This window comes from Paracoccus alcaliphilus (genome assembly GCF_028553725.1).
Lineage (GTDB): Bacteria > Pseudomonadota > Alphaproteobacteria > Rhodobacterales > Rhodobacteraceae > Paracoccus > Paracoccus alcaliphilus.
Genome location: NZ_CP067124.1, coordinates 1,748,613 through 1,765,043 on the forward strand (window position 1 = coordinate 1,748,613; position 16,431 = coordinate 1,765,043).

At 65.4% G+C, this 16,431-nt stretch carries 14 protein-coding genes; 6 read left to right on the plus strand and 8 right to left on the minus strand.

Annotation, left to right across the window (positions count from 1 at the left end):
* Positions 1 to 53 precede the first annotated feature (53 nt).
* The 4 genes from JHW40_RS08930 (at position 54) to miaB (ending at position 3,693) form a co-directional block, all read left to right on the plus strand.
* Positions 54 to 1,424 carry a glutamate--cysteine ligase gene (locus JHW40_RS08930; protein WP_090615394.1) on the plus strand — a complete coding sequence of 457 codons (1,371 nt, stop codon included), beginning with the start codon at positions 54 to 56 and terminating at the stop codon, positions 1,422 to 1,424.
* Positions 1,425 to 1,488: 64 nt separating this feature from the next.
* Positions 1,489 to 1,746 carry a hypothetical protein gene (locus JHW40_RS08935; protein ID WP_090615391.1) on the plus strand — a complete coding sequence of 86 codons (258 nt, stop codon included), beginning with the start codon at positions 1,489 to 1,491 and terminating at the stop codon, positions 1,744 to 1,746.
* Positions 1,747 to 1,869: 123 nt separating this feature from the next.
* Positions 1,870 to 2,247, plus strand: coding sequence for a hypothetical protein (locus tag JHW40_RS08940; protein WP_139208218.1), 378 nt, complete (start codon positions 1,870 to 1,872; stop codon positions 2,245 to 2,247).
* An 87-nt stretch (positions 2,248 to 2,334) separates the two neighbouring features.
* Complete coding sequence (miaB, locus tag JHW40_RS08945; protein WP_090615385.1) at positions 2,335 to 3,693, plus strand: tRNA (N6-isopentenyl adenosine(37)-C2)-methylthiotransferase MiaB; 1,359 nt, start codon at positions 2,335 to 2,337, stop codon at positions 3,691 to 3,693.
* A 258-nt stretch (positions 3,694 to 3,951) separates the two neighbouring features.
* Here the strand turns inward: miaB and ccoP are convergent, their stop codons facing one another.
* From ccoP to ccoN, 4 genes are all read right to left on the minus strand, one after another.
* A complete protein-coding gene (gene ccoP / locus JHW40_RS08950; RefSeq protein WP_244519303.1) occupies positions 3,952 to 4,830 on the minus strand; it encodes a cytochrome-c oxidase, cbb3-type subunit III in 879 nt (292 codons plus the stop codon).
* Positions 4,831 to 5,006: 176 nt separating this feature from the next.
* A complete protein-coding gene (locus JHW40_RS08955; RefSeq protein ID WP_090615378.1) occupies positions 5,007 to 5,195 on the minus strand; it encodes a cbb3-type cytochrome c oxidase subunit 3 in 189 nt (62 codons plus the stop codon).
* Between the two features lie 18 nt (positions 5,196 to 5,213).
* Complete coding sequence (gene ccoO / locus JHW40_RS08960) at positions 5,214 to 5,939, minus strand: cytochrome-c oxidase, cbb3-type subunit II (RefSeq protein WP_090615374.1); 726 nt, start codon at positions 5,937 to 5,939, stop codon at positions 5,214 to 5,216.
* A gap of 12 nt (positions 5,940 to 5,951) precedes the next feature.
* Complete coding sequence (ccoN, locus tag JHW40_RS08965) at positions 5,952 to 7,556, minus strand: cytochrome-c oxidase, cbb3-type subunit I (protein WP_090615371.1); 1,605 nt, start codon at positions 7,554 to 7,556, stop codon at positions 5,952 to 5,954.
* A 209-nt stretch (positions 7,557 to 7,765) separates the two neighbouring features.
* On the opposite strand from ccoN, the gene JHW40_RS08970 reads away from it, so the two are divergent.
* Entirely contained in the window at positions 7,766 to 8,605 is an 840-nt protein-coding gene (locus JHW40_RS08970; protein ID WP_090615367.1) for a universal stress protein, read from the plus strand.
* 27 nt (positions 8,606 to 8,632) lie between these two features.
* On the opposite strand, the gene fnrL is transcribed toward JHW40_RS08970, so the two are convergent.
* Positions 8,633 to 9,349 (minus strand): transcriptional regulator FnrL, encoded by a 717-nt coding sequence (fnrL, locus tag JHW40_RS08975; RefSeq protein ID WP_090615452.1) that lies wholly within the window; start codon positions 9,347 to 9,349, stop codon positions 8,633 to 8,635.
* A gap of 80 nt (positions 9,350 to 9,429) precedes the next feature.
* On the opposite strand from fnrL, the gene hemN reads away from it, so the two are divergent.
* The gene (gene hemN, locus JHW40_RS08980) at positions 9,430 to 10,782 is read left to right on the plus strand and encodes an oxygen-independent coproporphyrinogen III oxidase (RefSeq protein WP_090615363.1); all 1,353 of its coding nucleotides are present in this window, start codon (positions 9,430 to 9,432) and stop codon (positions 10,780 to 10,782) included.
* Between the two features lie 5 nt (positions 10,783 to 10,787).
* Here the strand turns inward: hemN and JHW40_RS08985 are convergent, their stop codons facing one another.
* From JHW40_RS08985 to recJ, 3 genes are all read right to left on the minus strand, one after another.
* Positions 10,788 to 11,717: a cation diffusion facilitator family transporter gene (locus JHW40_RS08985; RefSeq protein WP_090615359.1), complete on the minus strand. Its 930-nt coding sequence runs from the start codon at positions 11,715 to 11,717 to the stop codon at positions 10,788 to 10,790.
* Entirely contained in the window at positions 11,717 to 14,518 is a 2,802-nt protein-coding gene (gene polA, locus JHW40_RS08990; RefSeq protein WP_090615356.1) for a DNA polymerase I, read from the minus strand. Before polA ends, JHW40_RS08985 begins: the two co-directional genes overlap by 1 nt.
* A 147-nt stretch (positions 14,519 to 14,665) precedes the next feature.
* The gene (gene recJ, locus JHW40_RS08995) at positions 14,666 to 16,405 is read right to left on the minus strand and encodes a single-stranded-DNA-specific exonuclease RecJ (RefSeq protein ID WP_090615353.1); all 1,740 of its coding nucleotides are present in this window, start codon (positions 16,403 to 16,405) and stop codon (positions 14,666 to 14,668) included.
* Between the last annotated feature and the right edge of the window lie 26 nt (positions 16,406 to 16,431).

Consider the following 16,431-nt stretch of genomic DNA (forward strand, 5'->3'; position numbering starts at 1 on the left):
GGTCCGCTTGCCACCTGTGACCGACGCGCTTCCGCCAGAAAGGCCACAACAATATGTCAGTTCCTCAGCAGGGCGGTGGCCCGATCGAAAGCCGGGACCAGCTTGCCGATTATATCGCCTCGGGCGAAAAGCCGCGCGAGGCGTGGCGCATCGGCACCGAACACGAGAAATTCGGCTATGCCCATGCCGATCACCTGCCGCTGCCCTATGACGGTCCCTGTTCGATCAGGGCGATGCTGACCGGCTTGCAGGAACGCTTTGGCTGGCAGCCGGTGCTGGAGCAGGGCAATATCATTGGGCTGGAGCGCGACGGCGCGAATATCAGCCTTGAACCCGGCGGCCAGCTGGAGCTGTCGGGCGCCCCGCTGGAGACGATCCACCAGACCTGCGACGAGGTGAACCAGCATCTGGCCGAGGTCAAAGAGGTCGCCGACCGCATCGGCGCCGGTTTCATCGGCCTTGGCGCCGCGCCGATCTGGTCGCTGGATCAGATGCCGATGATGCCCAAGGGCCGCTATCGGCTGATGACCGATTACATGGGCCGCGTCGGCACGATGGGCACCGACATGATGTATCGCACCTGCACCGTGCAGGTGAATCTGGATTTCGCCTCCGAGTCCGACATGGTGCAGAAGCTGCGCGTGGCGCTGGCGCTGCAACCCGTTGCCACGGCGCTGTTCGCCAATTCGCCCTTTCTGGACAACAAGCCCAATGGCATGAAAAGCTGGCGCAGCCATATCTGGCAGAACCTTGACGACGCGCGCACCGGGATGCTGCCCTTCGTGTTCCAGGACGGGTTCGGCTATGACGCATGGGTGGACTATGTGCTTGATGTGCCGATGTATTTTGTCTATCGAGACGGCAAGTACATCGACGCTCTGGGCCAGTCCTTCCGCGACTTCCTGCGCGGCGAACTGCCCGCGCTGCCCGGTGAGATCCCGACGCTGTCCGACTGGGCCGATCACCTGACCACGGTGTTCCCCGAAGCCCGGGTCAAGAAATTCATCGAGATGCGCGGCGCCGATGGTGGCCCCTGGCGGCGTCTTTGCGCGCTGCCTGCGCTGTGGGTCGGGCTGACCTATGACCAGACCGCGCTGGACGCCGCATGGGATCTGGTCAAGGGCTGGGACGATGAAACCCGCGAGGGGCTGCGTCGCGCCGCCGCGCGCGATGCGCTGGCCGGAGAGGCGGGCGGCATCCGCATCCACGATCTGGCGCGCGAAGTTCTGGCCATCGCCGATCAGGGGCTGAAGAACCGCGCGCAGCCCGGCGCCGGTGGTCTGGTCCCCGACGAGACGCATTTCCTCAACGCCTTGAAGGAAAGCGTCGATTCGGGCAAGGTTCCCGCAGATGAGTTGCTGGAAAGGTATCACGGCGACTTGCAGGGCGACCTGTCGCGCGTCTATGCCGAATATTCCTATTGATCACGCCTCTGTCGCAAGCCTGTGCCAGCTTTCAAGGGGCATTCCATAAAGACAGGAGATTGCAATGCGTGACTTTTTCATCCTCTGGATGGAGCGGATCATCAATGTGGTGGTCGTCATCGGCGCGGTGGTGGTGCTGATTGCCGCCGTCGCCACCATGTTCAACGCCCAGGGCGGGTTTCTGGCCGGGATCGGGATACTGGTGGGCGGTGCGCTCTATCTGATCCTGATGGCCGGGATGATCTATCTGGGCCTTGGCATTTATGCCAATACCAGACGCACCGCCGACGCGGTCGAGGAACTGGCCCGGCGCCAGCCCTGACGCCCGCGCACGAGATTATGACCGCGGGCGCGGCGGGGCAGGGTTGAAAAACCGTCCCGCCGATGGCACCCGATCCCAAGGAAACAACACCGACTGATCGGGGCAGATATGCGGGCGGATGCTATGGTCTGGGTTCAGCGCGTGACCGGCGCGGTTTTCGCGATTGGCGTGGTGGCGCTGATCGCGGCGGTTGTGACGATGGCGATGCGGGCTGACAGCGTGCCGCCTTTGCCGATCTATGCCGGGATTCTGGGGCTGGTGGCGCTGATCCTGCTGGCCGGGGCCTGCATGGCGCTGATCTCGATCGCGATCAGCGCGCGGCGCGGGTCCGAGGCCCTGTGGCGTCTGGCCAAACAGGGCGGCACCACAACCGCCGCCATCGGCCCGGCGCGCCCGTTCAGCGCGCAACCGCTGCGCGAGGCGGCTCAGCCCGAGCCCGCGGAACCGGCCAGCACGCGGCCGCCGCGCCCCTCTGGCCGCAGGCTGGTTGCCGAACGCTAGGGCCGGTCTGTCGCCGAAATCGCGGCTTCGGCTTTCCAAAGGCCGCGCTTTGCTGTATCAGCACGCGGATTCCAAGGACAGCACGGTATGAGCGACCAAGCCAAGACCCCGGCCCCCACTCCGGCAACCAAGAAGCTTTTCATCAAGACTTATGGCTGCCAGATGAACGTCTATGACAGTCAGCGCATGGCCGAGGCCATGGGCGCCGAGGGCTATGTCCTGACCGAGGACCAATCGGACGCCGATATGGTGCTGCTGAACACCTGCCATATCCGTGAAAAGGCGGCTGAAAAGCTGTATTCCGATCTTGGCCGCCTGAAGCCGCTGAAGGCCGAAAAGCCCGATCTGAAGATCGGCGTGGCAGGCTGCGTGGCGCAGGCCGAGGGCGAAGAGATCATCCGCCGGATGCCGCTGGTCGATCTGGTTGTCGGGCCGCAGACCTATCACCGGCTGCCGGCGATGGTCCGGGGCGAGGCGCCCGCGATCATCACCGACTTCCCCGAAGAGGACAAGTTCGACCATCTGCCGCAGCGCCGCGCCACCCGCCGCGCACCCGCCGCCTTTCTGACCGTGCAGGAGGGCTGCGACAAGTTCTGCGCCTTCTGCGTCGTCCCCTATACCCGCGGGGCCGAGGTCAGCCGCCCGGTGGACCGCATCCTGCGCGAGGCCCGCGATCTGGTGGAACGCGGCGTGCGCGAGATCACCCTGCTGGGCCAGAACGTGAATGGCTGGCATGGCGAGGGCCCCTCGACGCAAGGGCAGGGCGGCGAATGGGGCTTTGGCCGCCTGATCCGCGCGCTTGGCGAGATCGAGGGGCTGGACCGCATCCGCTATACCACCAGCCACCCCAACGACATGGCCGACGACCTGATCACGGCGCATCGCGACGTGCCGCAGCTGATGCCCTATCTGCATCTGCCGGTGCAGTCGGGCAGCGACCGGATCCTGAAGGCGATGAACCGCAAGCATACGGCGGACCAGTATCTGCGCCTGATCGACCGCATCCGCGAGGCGCGTCCCGATATCATGCTGACCAGCGATTTCATCGTCGGCTTTCCGGGCGAGAGCGATCAGGACCACGCCGATACCCTGCGCCTGATCGAGCAGGTGAATTTCGGAACCGCCTTCAGCTTCAAATACTCGCCACGTCCCGGCACCCCGGCCTATGAAAAGCCGGAAGTGGACAGCGCGGTGGCCGATGCGCGTTTGCAGGAATTGCAGGCGCTGCTGAGCCGCCAGCAGAAGGCCGCCCAGATCGGCATGGTCGGGCGCAGTCTTGGCGTGCTGTTTGAAAAGCCGGGGCGCGAGGCCGGGCAGATGGTCGGCAAATCGGACTATCTGCATTCGGTTTTTGTTGAGGCGCCCGACGCGCAGATCGGTGATCTGGTGCAGGTGCGGATCGTGGAAAGCGCGCCCAACTCCCTGCGCGGAGAACTGATCGGCTGAATGGTGCCGTCCGGGGGGACAACCGGTCTCTGCGGAACGCGCGAACAGAAACAGAGACCGGCCCCCTTCGCACCGCCATCGGGCGGGGCGAAACGCGGTGGATCGTGCCGTCAGCCTGCCCGACTGGACAGATTGCTGTGGACGGCATGATCCGGTAATTCTGGAAACCGGCCCCCCCAAGGAACGCGCGAACAGGATGGGGGGGCCGGCCCTTCCCGCGGACTGTCCAGGACACGCGGGAAACCGGGGGGAAGCGGCTTACTCGCCGCCACCCAAAGCGTGGACATAGGCGGTCACCGCGCGGATATCGGCATCCGACAGGCGCGAGGACCAGGCGGGCATCACGCCGAAGGGTCCCTCTGTCACGATCCGCGTCACCGTTTCGCGGTCGCTGCCATACAGCCAGACCGCGTCGGTCAGATCGGGCGCGCCCTGATCGCGGTCGCCGGTGCCGTCATCCATGTGACAGGCAGCGCAGAAATCGGCATAGACCTCTGCGCCCGCCTCGGCGCTGGTGGCGCTGTGCGGCAGATCGGCCAGCGCCAGCACATGATCGACGACCTGGGTGATCTGCTGACGCTCCAGCAAACCATCCGCCCCGAAGCGCGGCATCTCGGAATAGCGGGTGTCGGGATCCTGCGGGTCGCGGATGCCGTGGCGGATGGTCAGATGGATATCCTCCAGCGAGCCACCCCACAGCCAGACGTTGTCCAGAAGGTTCGGATAGCCCGGCGCACCCGCCGCGCCCGAACCGTGACACTGGGCGCACCATGTGCGAAACACCGCGCCGCCCGCGTTCATGGCATAGTTCGACAGTTCCGCATCATCGGGAATGTCCTGCAATGCGACCTCGGTCATGCGGGCCTGAATGGGGGCGTTGGCCTCGTCAAAGCGCTGGATCTCGGCCGCGACCTCCTTGCGGAAACTGGTGCCCAGCAGACCCTGCGTCGCGCCGTTGACCAGCGGGATGGCCGGATAGGCGATCAGATAGCCGATCGCCCAGACGATGGTGGCATAGAAGGTCCACAGCCACCAGCGCGGCATCGGGTTGTCGTATTCGGTGATCCCGTCCCAGCTGTGCCCGGTCGAGCCGACCTCTTGCACCAGACCCTTCTTGCGCCGCGACTGCTGACGCATCCGGGGCGCGACCGGGGCGTCGGGCCGGGTGCGCTCGGGGATCTCGCCCGCGATCTTGGCGGCATGTTCGGAATCGGCCGACTGACGCTCCAGATCGATCTGGTTGTCGGGATTGGCGGGGTCGGAAACTGGATCCTTTTCCGGGCCGCCCTCGGGCTTGTCCTTGTCTTCGGCCATCACTGGGCCTCCTTCTCATCCGCGGCTGCGGGGCGGGTCTCGTGACGGAAGATGCTTTCGGCGGCTTGTTTCTGCGAGGCGCGCCCGCCGGGGCGAAAGACGAACAGGATCACGCCCACGAAGAACAGCGTCAGCAGCAGCAACGCCCAGCTGTCGGCAAGCTGACGAAGAAAACTATAGGTTTCCATGTTCAGATACCTCGTTTCTCAGCGGGTGGGATCGGGCTCGAAGGTCGAGAAATCGACCATCGTGCCAAGCACTTGCAGATAGGCGATCAGCGCGTCCATCTCGGTCGTCTGCGGCTGGCGGTCGAAGTTGCGCGCCTGCGCACCGGGATAGCGTTCCTGAAGGCCCGCGACATCGCCGAAGGGATCGGTCTGGGTCCGGAAATCGGCCACCGCGTTCTGGATCATCTCATCGCTATAGGGCACGCCCGTCCTGCGGTCGGCCCGCAGGCGCTGCTGGATGTGCTGCGGCGTGATGGTCCGGTTCAGCAGAAAACCGTATTTCGGCATGATCGATTCCGGCACCACCGATTGCGGGTCGCGCAGGTGGTCGATATGCCATTCGTCCGAATATCGCCCGCCGACACGCGCCAGATCCGGCCCGGTGCGTTTCGACCCCCATTGGAACGGGTGGTCATACATCGACTCGGCGGCAAGGCTGTAATGGCCGTAACGTTCCACCTCGTCGCGCATCGGGCGGATCATCTGGCTGTGGCAGACATAGCAGCCCTCGCGCACATAGATGTCGCGCCCGACCAGTTCCAGCGGCGTATAGGGGCGGACCCCCTCGACCTTTTCGATGGTGTTTTCCAGATAGAACAGCGGCGTGATCTGCACGATGCCGCCGATGGTGACGACAAGGAACGAGAAGATCAGCAGAAGCGTCGCGTTCTTTTCAAGGATCTTGTGCTTTTCAAGAATTTGCATGGCTGGCTTCCCTTATTCCGCCGGCACGGCGATGGCCGTCGAATGGGCCTTGGGCTGCCTGGCGACGGTGGCCCACAGGTTCCAGGCCATGATGATCCCGCCGGTCAGGTACAGAACCCCGCCAAGGGCGCGCACGACGTTCATGGCGAACTTGGCCTCGACCGTGTCGGCGAAGGCGTTGACCAGGAAGCCCTGGCTGTCCACTTCGCGCCACATCAGGCCCTCCATGATCCCCGACACCCACATCGAGGCGGCGTAGAGAACCAGCCCGATGGTCGCCAGCCAGAAGTGCCAGCTGACCAGCGGCAGGCTGTAGAGGCGTTCACGCCCCCACAGACGCGGCACCAGATAGTAAAGCGCGCCGAAGGTAATCATCCCGTTCCAGCCAAGCGCGCCGGAATGGACGTGGCCGATGGTCCAGTCGGTATAATGCGACAGGCTGTTGACGGCCTTGATCGACATCATCGGCCCCTCGAAGGTCGCCATGCCATAGAAGCCGACGGCCACCACCATCATGCGGATGATCGGGTCGGTGCGCAGCTTGTCCCAGGCGCCCGACAGCGTCATCAGCCCGTTGATCATGCCGCCCCAGCTGGGCATCCACAGCATGATCGAGAACACCATCCCCAGCGTCGCCGCCCAGTCGGGCAGGGCGGTATAATGCAGGTGGTGCGGACCGGCCCAGATATAGAGGAAGATCAGCGCCCAGAAGTGGATGATCGACAGCTTGTAGCTATAGACCGGACGCTCGGCCTGTTTGGGGATGAAGTAATACATCATCCCCAGAAAACCCGCGGTCAGGAAGAAGCCGACGGCGTTGTGGCCATACCACCATTGCACCATCGCGTCCTGCACACCGGCAAAGACCTGCACCGACTTGCTGCCGAAGATGCTGACCGGGATCGACAGGTTGTTGACCACATGCAGCATCGCAATGGTGACGATGAAGGCCAGATAGAACCAGTTGGCCACATAGATGTGGGGTTCCTTGCGCTTGATGATCGTGCCCAGAAACACCGCCAGATAGGCCAGCCAGACCACGGTCAGCCACCAGTCCACATACCATTCCGGTTCGGCATATTCCTTGGACTGCGTGGCACCGAGGATATAGCCCGAGGCCGCCAGCAGGATGAACAGGTTATAGCCCCAGAACACGAACCACGCCGTATTGCCGCCCCACAGACGCGCGGCCGAGGTGCGTTGGACGACATAGAAAGAGGTCGCGATCAGCGCATTGCCGCCAAAGGCAAAGATCACCGCGCTGGTATGCAGCGGGCGCAGCTTGCCGAAATTCAGATAGCCATGCGCCAGATCGCTGAAATTCAGCGCCGGAAAGGCCAGCTGAAAGGCGATGACGACGCCGACCAGAAAGCCCACGACGCCCCAGAATGTGGTGGCGATCACCCCGGCGCGGACCACGCCGTCCATATATTCGTTGGGGTTGGGCGGCGTCACCGGCTCGTCGATGGTGCGCAGCACCCAGATGAACATGCCCCCGGCGACGAACATCACCATCAGGGCATTGACCATATAGGCCAGATCATGTGCCAGGTTCGCGCCGATCGCAGCCATCAGCGCGACGCCTCCCAACAAAAACAGCTTGATGTAATTCCACATGGTTCGCGTTGTTCCTTTGGCTGACCCCGTGCCAGCACGCCGCGAATCACGAATCGCGGGCGCTTGTCCGGGGCTTCCTGAGGGCAGGGAATAAGGCCGGGCGGATCACCGAACCTTGATCTGGGTCAACATGCGGGTTTGACGCGGATCAATGTCGGCGCGATACTTTCAGGCATAGGCTGCCAGAAATGCCATCAACGGAGGCTGTCATGGCGTATAAGACAATCCTGACGATCGTGACCGACACGCGCGAATTGCAGCAGCTGGATGCCGCCGCCGACATGGCGATTCGCGAGGACGGGCACCTTGAGGTGCTGTGTCTGGGGATCAACCCGATCGAGGCCGGATATTTCTTTCCGGGCGGCGCCCCCTATGCGTTTCAGGAAACCATCGCGCAGGCGATGGAGGACGCCCGGACACTGGAAACCGCCGTGCGCGAACGTCTGGGTTCCAGCACCGAACTGCGGTGGAGCATCGATTCGGCTGCTGTCCAGTCGGGCGGTCTGTCCTCGCTGATCGGGCTGCGGGCGCGGTTTTCCGATCTGACGGTGCTGCCGCGCCCCTATGGCACCGATGCCGGTGTTGCCGCCGAGGCCGTGACCGAGGCCGCGCTGTTCGAAGGCGGCTGCCCGGTTCTGGTGCTGGCTGACGGCACCTTGCCCGCCCATCCGCCGCGCCGGGTGCTGGTGGCATGGAACCAGTCGCTGGAGGCTCTGGCGGCGGTGCGTCGCGCGCTGCCCATGCTGAAGGCCGCGGGCGCGGTCGAGATCACGGTGATCGACCCGCGCCGCGCAGGTGCCGAACGTTCCGATCCGGGCGGGGCGCTGGCGCAGATGCTGATCCGGCACGGCGTCAAGGCCGAGATCGCGGTGCTGGCCCGGACCGAACCGACGATCAGCGAAGAGCTGAACCGCCGCGCCACGGAAATCGGCGCGGATCTGATCGTGATGGGTGCCTATGGCCATTCGCGGTTCCGCGAGGCGATCTTGGGCGGGGCGACCCGGAACATGCTGGAAAAGGCGCGGGTGCCGGTACTGATGGCGCGCTAGGTGCCGGTTGCTGGTGCTGAACGGGTTTCAGGCCAGCAGCCCGCCATCGGCATCGTCGCCGGATTCGCCAACCAGCCGGGCAAAGTCATGCAGGATCACGCCGCGCTTGCCGTTCAGCGTGATCACGCCATCCTTTTTCAGCGCACTGACCTGGCGGCTGACGGTTTCCAGCGTCAGGCCCAGATAATCGGCCATGGCATCGCGGGTCAGCGGCAACTCGATCTCCATTCGGCCACCGGGGCGGCTTTTGCGCAGGGCGGCCTCTCTGCGGGCGATGATGGTGATGAACGAGGCGATCTTCTCGCGTGCGGTCTTGCGGCCCAGCAGCAGCATCCATTCACGCGCCGCGTCCAGCTCGTCCAGGGTCATTTCCAGCAGGCGATGGGCGATATGCGGCATCGTGCGCATCAATTCGTCAAAGGGCTTGCGGCGGAAACAGCACAGCACGACCTTGCTGGTCGCCGAGGCGTTATAGGCGGCGTGGTCGCGTCCCGGACGGCCCAGAAAATCGCTTGGCAGCAGCAGCCCGACCATCTGGGTGCGCCCGTCCTCCAGCGTCTGGGTCAGCGTGGCGACGCCGATCACGACCGACGCGACGAAATCCATCCGGTCGCCTTCCCAGACGATGGGCTGCCCGGGCTCAAAGCTGCGATAGAACTTCATCCCCTCCAGCAGCGACAACTCGTCCGATTCGCATTGCGCGCAAACCGCACGATAGCGAATAGGGCATTCCACACAGCGCATTTCGCCGTGGCGTCCCGTCTCGGAAGCGGGTTTGATCTGGGTCAAGGAATTCGCGCGCATCTTGCCTCATACATAGCTGCATGAGCACGATTTCGCAACTTCGCAGCCTGGGACTGTTTGACGCGCGTGTGCCGCGCTATACCAGCTATCCTCCGGCCAATCATTTCACGGCTTCGGTCGCTGCCGATCAGGCCGCCGACTGGATCGGCATGATCCCCAAAGGGGCCGAAATCTCACTGTATCTGCATGTGCCCTTCTGTCGGCGCCTGTGCTGGTTTTGCGCCTGCCGGACGCAGGGAACGCAAAGCCTTGACCCGGTGCGCGCCTATGTCGAGACCTTGCTGGCCGAGATCCGCATGCTGCGCCAGCGGCTGCCGGGTGTCCGCCTGTCGCGGCTGCATTGGGGCGGGGGCACGCCGACGCTGCTGCCGCCCGATCTGATCGAGCGGCTGGCGGTCGCGGTTTTCGACGCCTTCCCGCTGATTCGCGATGGCGAATTCTCGGTCGAGATCGACCCTTCGGAAATCGACCCGGCGCGGATGGCGGCGCTGGCGGCGGTGGGGATGAACCGGGCCTCGATCGGGGTGCAGGATTTCGACCCGCTGATCCAGCAGACCATCGGGCGGATGCAAAGCTTCGAGATCACCGCGCAGGCCGTGCAGATGATTCGGGATGCCGGGGTGGACAGCGTGAATGCCGACATCCTGTATGGGCTGCCGCATCAGGACCAGCGGCGAATGTCGGAAACCGTGCAGAAGCTGCTGGCGCTGTCGCCCGACCGGGTGGCGCTTTACGGCTATGCTCATGTGCCGTGGATGTCCAAGCGGCAGGTGATGATTCCCGACGACACGCTGCCCGGCAACGAAGAGCGCCTGCATCTGTTCGAGACTGCCCGCGATCTGTTCCGCGCCGATGGCTATCTGGATATCGGCATCGACCATTTTGCCCGTCATCGCGACCGGCTGGCACGGGCGCGGGATCGGGGCAGGCTGCGGCGGAACTTTCAGGGCTATACCGATGACCGCGCGGTTCACCTGATCGGGTTGGGGGCCTCGTCGATCTCGCGCTTTCCGCAGGGCTATGCGCAGAATGCCCCGGCGACGGGCGCCTATACCGCCCGCATCCGCGCGGGGCAGCTGGCCACCACGCGCGGCCATGCCTTCACCGCCGAGGATCACTGGCGCGGCCGCATGATCGAGTCGTTGATGTGCGATTTCCGCATCTCTTCGGCCGAGATGAAGAAGGATTTCGGACTGGACGAGGCGCAGTTGCAGGCGACCTTTGCCCCGCTGGTGGCGCGTTTCGGTCAGGTGGTCGAATTGCGTCCCGACGGGCTGTTGATCCGCCCCGAGGCCCGCGCCCTGACCCGGCTGATTGCGCAGATGCTGGACGGGTACGAGGCCCCGTCGGGCGGCCACAGTCTGGCGATCTGACGGCGTCAGGCGTGGCTGTGATCGGGCAGGTTGTCGGCGCAGGCATTGGGTGGCTCGACCTCGACCGTGGCGTGGCTGATGCCGAAATCGCGTGACAGCATCCGCTTGGCGGCTCGGGTGACGGGCAGGTAATCCGGCCCCGGCACCACCAGATGCACCGACGCGGCCACGCGCTTTTCGTCGATCTGCCACAGATGCAGGTGATGGGCGCTGGCGACGCCCTCCAGATCGTTCAGCGCGTTCAGGATCGCGCCCGGATCGCTGCCCGGAGGCGCGGCCAGCATCAGCATCCGAAAGACCGGGCCGATCTCCAGCGCGATATGCCACAGGATGACGGCGGAAATCCCCAGCGTCAGGATCGGGTCGGCAAGGTTCCAGCCAAAGGCCCAGATCAGCGCCCCGCCAAGGATCACCGCGACGGATACCCCGGCATCGGCCAGATTGTGCAGGAAGGCCGCGCGGATATTCACGCTGTCCTTCGATTGCCGCCAGACCAGCGCCGCCGTGGCCAGATCGATCACCAGCGCGAAGCCGGCCAGCGCCATGACCAGCCCGCCCGCGACCTGCGGCGGATCGGCTAGCCGCCCGATCGCCTCGACCGCCAGCCAGAGTGACACGGCGATCAGCGCCAGATAGTTGACGAAGGCCGCGACGATCTCGGCCCGGCCCCAGCCGAAACTCCATTCCGGCGTCGCCGCGCGGCGCGCCAGCCGACGCGCGCCAAAGGCCAGCACCAGCGCCAGCGCGTCAGAGAGGTTGTGGATCCCGTCTGCGATCAGCGCGGTGGATCCGGCGATCAGCCCGCCCACGATCTGCGCCACCGTCAGCGCCAGATTGACGGCGACCGCCCAGCCTATGGCGCTGTCACCGTCAAGGAAATGGTGGTGATGTCCATGCCCGTGCTTGTGGTTATGATGGTGGTGGGCATGTCCCATCAATGCGCCTCGGCCCAGTTCATGCCTTGGCCCGCATCCACCACCAGCGGCACGTTCAGCTTCACCGCAGGCTCTGCCGCGCCTTCCATGATCCGGCGGGCGGCGGCGATCAGGTCATCGACGGCGCTTTCCTCAACCTCGAAGACCAGTTCGTCATGGACCTGCAACAGCATCCGCGCGGGCAGGTCGCGGATTGCGTCGGGCATGCGGATCATGGCGCGGCGGATGATGTCGGCGGCGGCACCCTGAATGGGGGCGTTGATGGCCGCCCGCCGCGCACCGCCCGCCGCGGGGCCGGACTGGTTGATGCCCGGCGTATTGATCCGCCGACCGAAGAGGGTGCGCACATGGCCATCCTGTTTCGCATCGGCCACTGTCTTGTCCATATAGGCGCGGATTTCGGGGAAACGCTGGAAATAGGTGTCGATGAAGGCCTGCGCCTCGGCGCGCGGGATGCGCAGGTTGCGCGACAGCCCGAAGCCCGAGATGCCATAGATCACCCCGAAATTGATCGCCTTGGCGCGGCGGCGGATCATCGGATCCATGCCCTCGACCGGGACGCCGAACATCTGGCTGGCGGTCATGGCGTGAATGTCGATGCCGTCGAGGAAGGCCTGCTTCAGCGCCGGGATATCGGCGACATGGGCCAGAATACGCAGCTCGATCTGGCTGTAGTCCAGACTGACCAGCCGGTGGCCGGGGGTGGCAAGGAAGGCCTCGCGGATGCGGCGGCCCTCTTCGGTGCGCACGGGGATATTTTGCAGGTTGGGATCGGTCGAGGCCAGACGCCCGGTCTGTGCCCCGGTGATGGAATAGCTGGTATGGACCCGGCCCGTATCGGGATCGACATGGGTTTGCAGCGCGTCGGTATAGGTCGATTTCAGCTTGGATATCTGGCGCCAGTCAAGGATGCGGGCGGGCAGGTCATGGCCCTCGGCCGCCAGATCCTCCAGCACATCGGCGCTGGTCGAATAGGCGCCGGTCTTGCCCTGCTTGCCGCCTGCAAGGCTCATCTTGTCGAACAGGATCTCGCCCAGTTGCTTGGGACTGCCGACGTTGAATTTCTCGCCCGCCAGTTCGTGGATCTCGTCCTCCAGCGCGGCCATCTTCTGCGCGAAGGCATTGGACATGCGCTTGAGCGTGTCGGTATCGACCTTGATCCCGGCCAGTTCCATATCGGCCAGAACCGGGATCATCGGGCGTTCCAGCAATTCATAGGCGGTGGTGACGCGCTGGTCGGACAGCATCGGGGTGAAATGGTCGTAAAGCCGCAGCGTGATTTCGGCATCCTCGGCGGCATAGGGCGCGGCCTTGTCGATGGCGACCCGATCGAAGGTGATCTGCGATTTGCCCGAACCGATCAGCTCCTTGATGGGGATACATTTATGGCCCAGATAACGCTCGGCCAGTTCGTCCATGCCGTGATTGTGGCTGCCCGCGTTCAGTGCATAGGACATCAGCATCGTATCGGCCAGCGACGCCATGCGGATGCCGTGGCGGGCGAAGATCTTCCAGTCATATTTCAGGTTCTGGCCGATCTTGAGGATGGCGGGATCCTCCAGCACCGGTTTCAGCGCCGCCAGAACCTGATCCTGCGGCAACTGGCCCTCGACCAGCATGGCCTGACCGAACAGGTCGTCGCTGCCCGCGACATGGCCCACCGGGATATAGCAGGCCCGCCCCGGAACGACGGCCAGAGAGATGCCGACCAGCTTCGCCTGCATTTCGTCTAGGCTGGTTGTCTCGCAGTCGATGGCGACCTGTCCGGCCTCGGTGATGGCGGCGATCCAGTCACCCAGCGCGGCCATCTCGGTCACGGTCTGATAACCCGCATGGTCGATGGCAGGCAGTTCCGGCGCAGCAGGGGCGCTCGAGGGCGGGGCCGAGGTGACGGCGGGGGCCTCGGCGCCCAGACGTTCGGCCACCCGCGCGGTCAGGGTGCGGAACTCCATATCGGCCAGAAAGCCCAGCAGCGCGTCGGGGTCGGGGTCGCGGATTTCCAGATCCTGCAAGCTGCCTTCCAGCGGCGTGTCGCAGTCCAGCGTGACCAGCCGTTTCGAGATGCGGATCTGTTCGGCATGGTCGATCAGGGTCTGGCGGCGCTTGGGTTGCTTGATTTCGGACGCGCGTTCCAGCAGCGTTTCCAGATCGCCATATTCGTTGATCAGCTGCGCGGCGGTCTTGATGCCGATGCCCGGCGCGCCGGGGACGTTATCGACCGAATCGCCCGCCAGCGCCTGCACGTCGATCACCCGGTCGGGGCCGACGCCGAATTTCTCGGCGACCTCTTCGGGGCCGATCAGCTTGCCCTTGATCGGGTCCAGCATCCGCACGCCATCGCCGACCAGCTGCATCAGGTCCTTGTCGCTGCTGACAATGGTAACGCTGCCGCCCGCGTCGCGGGCCTGACAGGCAAGGGCGGCGATGATGTCATCGGCCTCATAGCCCTCGGTCTCGATGCAGGAGACGTTGAAGGCGCGGGTGGCGTCGCGCGTCAGGGGGAATTGCGGGCGCAGATCCTCGGGCGGTTCGGGGCGGTTGGCCTTGTAGGCGGGATAGATCTCGTTGCGGAAGGTTTTCGAGGAATGGTCGAAGATCACCGCCGCATGGGTCGGTGCGTCGCTGCCATGTTCGTCGGTGACATATTTCCACAGCATGTTGCAGAACCCGGCCACCGCGCCGACCGGCAGCCCGTCGGATTTGCGGGTCAGCGGCGGCAGCGCGTGATAGGCGCGGAAGATGAAGGCCGAGCCGTCGATCAGGTGGAGATGGCAGCCTTTGCCGAAGCTGGTCGGGGTCATGTCCGGGTCCTTTCACGCAGTCGCCCCGTTGTGGCAGAAAGCGGGGCCGGGGCAAAGGGGGGCGAGGCCGGGCTTTGCGTCCCGCGATGGCCGGGGGCTGTCTGCCCCCGGACCCCCGAGGATATTTGCGCACCAGAGATGAGGCGGTTATGCGGGGGCGGCGTCGTCGAGGCGCAGACGCAGGCGTTCGCGTCCGCCCCAGGTCGAGAGTTCCAGTTTGCCCGCGAGGTGGAAATGGCGCCCCTTGGCACCGATCAGCGAGGGGCCGAGCGGGCCGCTCATCGCCCCCCATGCCACGGCCTCGATCACCGGGCTGCCGGGGCTGCGGAAGCCGAGCCGCAGGTGATTGTCGCCCATGGTCGAGGCGCTGTCGATCAGTTGGTGGGCGAATGCGAAACGCGGGGCGGGGGCGGCCTGTCCGAAGGGGCCTGCATCCTCGAGCATCCGGAACATGTCGGTCGTGGCGCCCGAGGGCTCCAGAAGGCCCGAGATCCGCAGGTCGCGGGTGCCGCTGCGGCTGGCGAGGTCGGCAGAGAGGAGGTCGGCCAGACGGTCCATCGCCGCGCCGATGCGGTCGGCCTGAACGGTCAGACCCGCCGCCATTTCGTGGCCGCCGCCCTTCAGCAGCAGGCCCTCGGTGGCGAGGCGCTGGATGGCGCGGCCCAGATCGACACCGGGGACCGAGCGGGCGGAGCCCTTGCCGATGCCGTTTTCCACCCCGATGACCACCGAGGGCAGGTCTGTGGCCTCTTTGACGCGGGCGGCGACGATGCCGACCACGCCGGGATGCCAGCCGTCGCCCGCCGCCCATGACAGGCGGCTGTCGCCGCGGGCCTCGACCTGGGCCAGTGCCTCTTCGCGGACGGCGGCCTCGATCGCGCGGCGTTCGCGGTTGAGGTTGTCGAGCTCGGATGCCAGTTTTCCGGCGTCCTGCGGGTTGGTGGCGGCGAGGCAGAGTGCGCCCAGATCGGCGCGACCGACCCGGCCGCCTGCATTGATGCGGGGGCCCAGAAGAAAGCCCAGATGGAAGGAACTGGGCGGGCCGTCGAGCCGCGCGATATCGGACAGCGCGACCAGTCCGGGGCGCTGGCGGCGGGCCATGACCGCCAGACCCTGACGCACGAAGGCGCGGTTAACGCCGGTCAGGGGGGCCACGTCGGCGACGGTCGCAAGCGCCACCAGATCCAGCATCGCCATCAGGTCGGGTTCGGGCCGACCCATGCGGCGCAGGATGCGGCCTGCCTGCACCAGCACCAGAAAGACCACGGCGGCAGCACAGAGATGGCCGAGGCTGCCGTCCTCGTCGGCGCGGTTGGGATTGACCACCGCCAGCGCCGGGGGCAGGGTTTCGCCGCCCAGATGGTGGTCCAGCACCAGCACATCGGTGCCCTTGGCGGCCTCCAGCGCCTCATGCGCCAGGGTGCCGCAATCGACGCAGATGATCAGGTCATGGGCGGCGGCCAGCCCGGCCATGGCGGCGGGATTGGGGCCATAGCCTTCGTCGATACGGTCGGGGATATAGAGCGTTGCCTGCCGCCCCTGCTGACGCAGCCAGTCCAGCAGCAGGGCGGCGGAACTGCCGCCGTCCACGTCGTAATCGGCGAAGATGGCGATGCGCTGGCCGCGGGTGGCGGCATCGACCAGCCGCTCGGCCGCAGGTTCCATGTCGCGCAGGCACAGCGGATCGGGCAGCAGGTCGCGTAGTTTCGGGGTCAGGAAGGCCGGCGCCTGTTCCGCCGGGACACCGCGTTCGGCAAGGATACGGGCGATGGCAAGGGGCAGGGCGGCGCGCTGCGACAGGCCCTCGGCCAGACGTTCAAGCGCGGCGTCGGGGCCGGTCCAGCGACGACCGGAAAGCGAGGATTCGATACCAAGAAAAGCGTTCATGCCCTGCTATGGCCCGAAAAGCCGGT